The organism is Lentzea nigeriaca (assembly GCF_016907955.1).
In the GTDB taxonomy this organism is placed as follows: Bacteria; Actinomycetota; Actinomycetes; order Mycobacteriales; family Pseudonocardiaceae; genus Lentzea; species Lentzea nigeriaca.
Genome location: NZ_JAFBCX010000034.1, coordinates 1 through 6,694, shown reverse-complemented (window position 1 = coordinate 6,694; position 6,694 = coordinate 1). Strand labels below are relative to the sequence as shown.

The window sequence follows — 6,694 nt, the reverse complement described above, 5'->3', positions numbered from 1 at the left end:
TGCGCGACCTCGCCCACCACGGCATGACCATGCTCGTCGTCACCCACGAGATGGGCTTCGCCCGCGACGTCGCCGACGAAATCCTCTTCATGGACAACGGCGTCGCCATCGAACGCGGCGACGCACGCGAAGTACTCGCCAACCCCCGCGAAAAACGAACCCAGGAGTTCCTGGAAAGGGTGCTGTAGACAGCGGCACGGCCGGGCCGGCGCCGACAGCGCCGTCGGCCAGGGCCCTTGTGGTGCCCGGCCGCGCTGCCCTTCGAAACTTCCCGCCGAGGACCCCGAAATGAAGACGACTCCCTACCGGACTGACACCGCTGGGGTGTTTCGGGTTCTCGACGAGCCCTCGCGGGCGGAAAACCGCCTGCTGCTCCAGAACGGACGGCTTACCGCCGAAGGCGGCCCGCACACCGTTCTCCAGTGCGTTCAGCAGGTCTGAGACCGGCAGGACGTCAGGTGGCCGCCGGGCCGCAGCCGGCCACCACCTCGGGCCGCAACAGGTCGGCCAGGCTCTGGGCGGGCAGCAAACCCTTCTCCAGCACGAGTTCCGCCACTCCCCTGCCGGTGACGAGTGCCTCCTTGGCGATGTCGGTGGCGGCGGCGTACCCGATGTACGGGTTGAGCGCCGTGACCAGACCGATGGAGTTCTCGACGGCCGCTCGCAGCACCTCGGTGTTGGCGGTGATGCCGGAGACGCAACGCTCGGCCAGAGTGAGACAAGCCGCGCGCAGGTGCGTGATCGACTCGGACAGCGAGTGCAGGATGATCGGCTCGAAGGCGTTGAGCTGGAGCTGGCCGGCCTCGGCCGCCATGGTGACGGTGACGTCGTTGCCGATCACCTCGAACGCGACCTGGTTGACGACCTCGGGGATCACCGGGTTGACCTTGCCCGGCATGATCGACGAACCGGCCTGCACCGGCGGCAGGTTGATCTCGCCGAACCCGGCGCGCGGGCCGGACGACAGCAGGCGCAGGTCGTTGCAGGTCTTCGACAGCTTGACGGCGATTCGTTTCAACACACCGGACATCTGCACGAACGCACCGCAGTCCTGAGTGGCCTCGACCAGGTTCGCGGCCGTCACCAACTCCAGGCCGGTGATCGCGGCGAGGTGCCGGCGCGCGGCCTCGGCGTAGCCCGGCGCCGCGTTGAGGCCGGTGCCGATCGCGGTGGCGCCCAGGTTGATCTCGTGGATCAACGAGACCGCCTCGGCGAGCCGGGCGCGGTCCTCGTCGAGCATGACGGCGTAGGTGGAGAACTCCTGCCCGAGCGTCATCGGCACCGCGTCCTGCAGCTGCGTGCGGCCCATCTTCAGCACGTCGCGGAACTCGACCGCCTTGCGGGCGAACGCTTCCTGGAGCACGGACATCGCGTCCAGCAGTCCGCGCACGGCGAAGATCGTCGCGATCCGCACGGCTGTCGGGTACACGTCGTTCGTGGACTGGCCGAGGTTGACGTCCTCGTTGGGGTGCAGCAAGGAGTACTGGCCCCTCGAGTGGCCGAGCAGCTCCAGCGCGCGGTTCGCCACGACCTCGTTGGCGTTCATGTTGGTCGAGGTGCCGGCTCCGCCCTGGATCACGTCCACGACGAACTGGTCGAGCAGCTTGCCCGCGCGGATCTCCCGGCACGCCTCGGCGATCGCGGCTGCCTTCGCCGAATCGAGCAGGCCCAGTTCCTCGTTGGCGAGCGCGGCGGCTTCCTTGACCGCGGCGAGGGCCTCGACCAGGTGCGGGTAGGCGGAGATCGGCGTGCCGGTGATCGGGAAGTTCTCGGTGGCGCGCAACGTGTGCACGCCCCAGTAGGCGTCGGCGGGCACGTCGCGGTCGCCGAGCAGGTCGTGCTCTCTTCGGGAGTCTGCGGCAGTCATGACAGTCCTTCGGAAGGAGGGCCTTCCGCGACGCGAGGGCCGTCGCGGAAGGCCGAGCGGTATCAGCTCCAGCGGTCCTTTGCCTTGTAGTAGGCGCCGCCGAAGGGCAGGAACCACGCGGTGCCGTTGTAGAACGGCACGGGCACCTTCGGGAAACCGAGGCCGCGCAACGGATTGGCCTCCGGTTTGCCGTCCATCATCTCGGCGACCGCACGGCCCATGTAGGTGGCCATCTGGACGCCGTGGCCGCAGTAACCCATGGAGTAGTACAGACCGTCGATCTCCCCCGCGTGCGGGATGCGGTCCCAGGAGAAGCCGACCATGCCTCCCCACACGTAGTCGATCCGCACCCCGGCCAGCTGCGGGAAGATCTCCGTCATCTCCCGCTTGAGGATGTCGCCGCTCTTGATGTCGGAGGCCGGGTTCGACGGGGCGAAGCGGGCCCGGCCGCCGAACGCGAGGCGGTTGTCCGGGGTGAGGCGGACGTAGTGGCCCACGTTCTTGTGGGCGACCAGCAGGCGGCCGTTCGGGATGAGCTCCTTGGCACGCGCCTCCCCCAGCGGCTCGGTGACGATGATGAAGCTGCCGACGTTGATCAGCCGTTTGCGGAACCACGGCATCGACTTGTCGGTGTAGGCGTCCGTCGCCGCCATGACCTGCTTGGCACGGATGGTGCCGTGCATGGTCTCCACCACGAAGCCGCCGCCGGGCAACCGGGTGAGTCCGGTGGCGGCGTTGCGCTCGTGGATCGCGGCGCCGGCCCGCTCGGCGGCGTCGGCCAGGCCACCGACGAACTTGCCCACGTGCAGGCCGGCGCTGAGCGGGTCGAGCAGAGCGCCGTGGTAGTAGTCCGAGCCGATCTCGGCCCGCAGGTCGCTCTTGCTCAGCACGACCGTCTCGTGACCGAAGTTCTCGGCCAGTTCGCGCTGCTTGGCCTGCAGATGCTCGAAATGCTTGGGCTTGCAGGCCAGGCCGAGGCGCCCGGCGCGGGTGAAGTCGCAGTCGATCTGCTCTCTCAGCGTCAGGTCCTCGACGAGGTCCACGGCATCGCGGAAGGCGTTGTACAGCTCAAGAGCACGCTCCTGGCCATACCGCTTGCGCGCCTCGCCGGGCGGGATCGTGATGCCCTGCGTGCACATGCTGCCGTTGCGGCCGGACGCGCCGGAGCCGATCTGGTCCTTCTCGACCAGCACCACCGAGGCGCCCTTGCGCGCCGCGTGGTAGGCGGTCGACAGGCCGGTGAGGCCGCCGCCGATGACCACCACGTCCGCGCTCTCGGGAAGTGGCTTGCCCGAGCGGTCGGGCCGTTGCGGGGCGGTGTCGAGCCAGTAGGGGATCTGTTTCATGGCGGCGGTTCCTCCGGTGTCAGCAGCCGAGCAGGGCGGGCAGCCCGGACAGGTCGGGCAGCTCGTCGTAGGGCTGGTAGTCACTGCTGCCGCGACGGCCGTAGCGGTTGATCCACACGCGGCGCCGCAGTCCGAGATCCCTGGTGGGGATGTGGTCGTACTCCCAGCCCTGCGCGACGTGGATCACCTGGCTCGGGTCGACGTCCATGGTCTGGAAGGCGTACTCGAACGTCTGGCGGTCCGGCTTGTACGCCTTGGCCTGCTGCGCGGTGATCACGTAGTCGAACTCCACGCCGATGTTCTCGACGTTGCGCGCGATGAGGTCGTCGTCGGTGTTGGAGATGATCGCGATCTCGTACTTCTTCTTCAGCGCCCGCAACGCGTCGGGCACCTCGGGCCAGGGCCCGAAGGTCGGGACGGCCTCGACGAGCGCGTCGCCGTCGGACTCGCGGTACTCCAGGCCGTGCAGCCGCATGGCGTTGCGCAGGCTGGAGTGCAGGACCTCGCGGTAGGGCCGGTAGGCCTCCAGAACCGCCTGGAAGCGCATGACCCGGAAGTCGTCCAGGAACTCGTCGACGTCCAGCCCGTCCAGATCCAGCCGGTCGGCCAGCACCTTCAGGGTGGTCGGCGCCAGCTCGAAGTTGATCAGGGTCGCGTAGGCGTCGAAGGTGACGATCTGACGCATGATGTCCATTCCTCTTTCTCAGACCACCCGGTCGCCGGGGGTCACGATCTCGTCGAGTGCGGCCAGGTCGGCCTCGGTGGGGATCCAGCCGGCCGCCGCCGCGGTGGCGGTGACCTGCTGCGGGGTCATGTGCCGTTCCCGAACCCGATGCACACGTTCTTGGTCTGCGTGTAGCTGTCCAGCCCCTCCAGGCCCTTCTCCCGGCCCCAGCCGCTGTGCTTGTAGCCTCCGAAGGGCAGTTCCACGCCGGTGCCGACGCCGGTGGCGTTGACGTTGACCTGGCCGGCACGGATGCCGTGCGCCATCCGCAGTGCCTTGTCGATGTCGCGGGTCCACACGTACGACGACAGGCCGAACGGGCTGTCGTTGGCGATCTCCAGTGCCTCGTCGACGTCGTCGAACTGGATGACGGTCACGACGGGACCGAAGATCTCTTCACGGGCGACCCGGTTCTGGTTGGTGAGTCCGGAAAGGACGGTCGGGTCCACGTAGTAACCGCGGCGCAGCGTCAGATCCGCGGGCTCGCCACCGCCGGCGCGGACGGTCGCACCCTCCTCGCGGGCCAGCTCCAGGTACCCGAGCACCTTGTCGCGCTGGCGTGCCGAGACGAGCGGCCCGACGTCGGGGTCGGTGAGACCGGGGCCCACGCGCAGCGCGTTCGCGTGGGCCGCCAGCCGGTCCAGGAACTCCTCGGCACCGCGCTGCAACAGCAGCCGGGTTCCAGCCGAGCAGGTCTGGCCCGCATTGCCGAACGCCGAGGCCGCGATGGCACCCAGCGCCAGGTCGAAGTCGGCGTCGGCGAACACGACGACCGGTGACTTGCCGCCCAGCTCGACGACCGACGGCACCACGTTCGCCGCGGCGGCCTGGGCGACCTTGATCCCGGTGGCCACCGAGCCGGTGAACGTCACCTGGTCGATGCCTGGATGCCCGGCCAGTGCCGCACCGGTCTCGCCGTCGCCGGGCACGACGTTCAGGACGCCCGGCGGCAGACCGCACTCCAGCGCGATCCGGCCGATCTCCAACGGGGTCAGGGGCGCTTCCGGCGACGGCTTGAGCACCACCGTGCAGCCCGCCGCCAGCGCGGGCGCACTCCCCCGCGCCGTGTTCTGCAGCGGGTAGTTGAACGGGATGATCTGCCCGGAAACGCCGATCGGCTCGCGCACGGTGTAGTCGACGAGGCCCGGTCCCAGCGGGATGGTGGAGCCGCCGAGCTTGTCCGCGAAGCCCGCGTAGAACTCGAAGTACCGCGCGGCCGCTTCGACGTCGGCCCTGGCCTGCTTCAGCGGCTTGCCCACGTCCAGGCTCTCCAGCCGGGCCAGCCGTTCGACGTCGGCCCTGATCGCCTCGGCGATCCGGTACAGCAGCCGGCCGCGGTCCGCCGCGCGCATCCCCGCCCAATCGGGAGCGGTGAACGCGGCACGGGCCGCAGCGACGGCGGCGTCCACGTCCGCCTTGCCCGCCAACGACACCTCGGCGATCGGGTCGCCCAGCGACGGGTCCACGACGGTGAAGGTGCGACCGTCGGCAGCGGGCACCCGCTTGCCGTCGATCAGCAGCTCGGTGACGTTCATGGCTTGATCTCGCCTTCGACCGCACCGAAGATCACAACCTCGTCGCCGGGGCGCACGGTGCGGATCCGGCGCACCCACAGCACGATCCCGTCCCAGTCGGCACGGACCTCCTCCAGCGTGTTGCCGTAGTGGTCGACGATCTGGCCGATCAGGTCGCCTTCCTTGCAGGTGTCACCCGGCTCGGAGTGGCTGACGAAGAAGCCGCCGGCGTTCGAACGGGCGAACGTGCCGGAGACGGCCGTGTAGACGTCCCGCAGCTCCACCTCGCCGTCGATCATCTTGAGGCTGCGCAGGATGTTGCGGATCGAGTGCAGGTGCCGCTCGACGTTGGCCTCGCGGTACGTCGCGCCACCGCATTCGATGGTGATGGCGGGTTTGCCGGCCTCCAGCACGGGGTGACGGACCGTGCCACCCCACTTGCCGCCCTTCCAGACCAGCTCGTGCCCGGCGGCGAGGGCGATGTCCGTCGCCAGGTCCTCGTAGCCGCCCTGGAGGATGACCAGCGGGGCGATCTCGCCGTAGGCGCCACCGGTGTGCAGGTCGACCACGGCGTCGACGACAGGAACGACCTGCTCGACGAACGTGGCGGCCAGCCGCTGCGAGTAGGAGCCCTTGGGGTCGCCGGGGAAGATCCGGTTGAGGTTCAGGTGGTCGATGCCGCTCGCGCGGGCGGCCGCCTCGAACGCCGGCGTGTTCATGCACGGGATGCCGACGACGGTGCCGCGCAGGGTGGCAGGGTCGAGCTCGGCGAGCGCCCGCCGGATGGCCTCCTGGCCGTCGTACTCGTCGCCGTGCACGCCCGCGTCCACGCACAGGACCGGGCCGTCCTGGGCGCCGTTGACGACGATCAGCGGAATGCCGAGCTCCACGCCGTAGCTGCTGGTGCCGACCGGGATGAGGCCCTGAGCGCGCTCACCTGCGGCGACGGTCAGCGGACCGATGGAGTACATGTGGGTTCCTTCCCAAACAGGTGGTTCAGATGCGGTACGGTCGCCGTCTTGTTCGCGTCCATCCGCCATCTACAGCACCCTTTCCAGGAACTCCTGGGTGCGCTTCTCGCGGGGGTTGGCCAGCACCTCACGCGCGTCGCCGCGTTCGACGGCGACTCCACCGTCCATGAACAGCACTTCGTCGGCGACGTCGCGGGCGAAGCCCATCTCGTGGGTGACGACGAGCATGGTCATGCCGTGGTGGGCGAGGTCGCGCATGACGGAGAGGACTT

5 protein-coding genes and 2 pseudogenes are annotated in these 6,694 nt (G+C 69.2%); 1 reads left to right on the top strand and 6 read right to left on the bottom strand.

Going from position 1 to position 6,694, the window contains the following annotated elements; translation table 11 throughout:
- Positions 1 to 188 (top strand): annotated as a pseudogene (locus JOD27_RS44320) (ectoine/hydroxyectoine ABC transporter ATP-binding protein EhuA); the annotation flags it as partial.
- 266 nt (positions 189 to 454) lie between these two features.
- Here the strand turns inward: JOD27_RS44320 and aspA are convergent.
- The 6 genes and pseudogenes from aspA to JOD27_RS44290 all read right to left on the bottom strand — a co-directional run.
- Positions 455 to 1,867: an aspartate ammonia-lyase gene (gene aspA / locus JOD27_RS44315; RefSeq protein ID WP_204768416.1), complete on the bottom strand. Its 1,413-nt coding sequence runs from the start codon at positions 1,865 to 1,867 to the stop codon at positions 455 to 457.
- 62 nt (positions 1,868 to 1,929) lie between these two features.
- Positions 1,930 to 3,213, bottom strand: a complete 1,284-nt coding sequence (locus tag JOD27_RS44310) for an NAD(P)/FAD-dependent oxidoreductase (RefSeq protein WP_204768415.1) — start codon at positions 3,211 to 3,213, stop codon at positions 1,930 to 1,932.
- 19 nt (positions 3,214 to 3,232) lie between these two features.
- Positions 3,233 to 3,898: a haloacid dehalogenase type II gene (locus tag JOD27_RS44305; RefSeq protein WP_204768414.1), complete on the bottom strand. Its 666-nt coding sequence runs from the start codon at positions 3,896 to 3,898 to the stop codon at positions 3,233 to 3,235.
- A gap of 125 nt (positions 3,899 to 4,023) precedes the next feature.
- Positions 4,024 to 5,472: an aldehyde dehydrogenase family protein gene (locus tag JOD27_RS44300; protein WP_204768413.1), complete on the bottom strand. Its 1,449-nt coding sequence runs from the start codon at positions 5,470 to 5,472 to the stop codon at positions 4,024 to 4,026.
- Complete coding sequence (locus tag JOD27_RS44295; protein WP_204768412.1) at positions 5,469 to 6,422, bottom strand: succinylglutamate desuccinylase/aspartoacylase family protein; 954 nt, start codon at positions 6,420 to 6,422, stop codon at positions 5,469 to 5,471. Before JOD27_RS44295 ends, JOD27_RS44300 begins: the two co-directional genes overlap by 4 nt.
- 69 nt (positions 6,423 to 6,491) lie before the next feature.
- A pseudogene (locus JOD27_RS44290) lies at positions 6,492 to 6,694 on the bottom strand (ectoine/hydroxyectoine ABC transporter ATP-binding protein EhuA); the annotation flags it as partial.

Coding starts and splice junctions, on each gene's coding strand:
- aspA (WP_204768416.1), bottom strand. CDS start 1,867: ATGACTGCCGCAGACTCCCGAAGAGAGCACGACCTGCTCGGCGACCGC.
- JOD27_RS44310 (WP_204768415.1), bottom strand. CDS start 3,213: ATGAAACAGATCCCCTACTGGCTCGACACCGCCCCGCAACGGCCCGAC.
- JOD27_RS44305 (WP_204768414.1), bottom strand. CDS start 3,898: ATGCGTCAGATCGTCACCTTCGACGCCTACGCGACCCTGATCAACTTC.
- JOD27_RS44300 (WP_204768413.1), bottom strand. CDS start 5,472: ATGAACGTCACCGAGCTGCTGATCGACGGCAAGCGGGTGCCCGCTGCC.
- JOD27_RS44295 (WP_204768412.1), bottom strand. CDS start 6,422: ATGTACTCCATCGGTCCGCTGACCGTCGCCGCAGGTGAGCGCGCTCAG.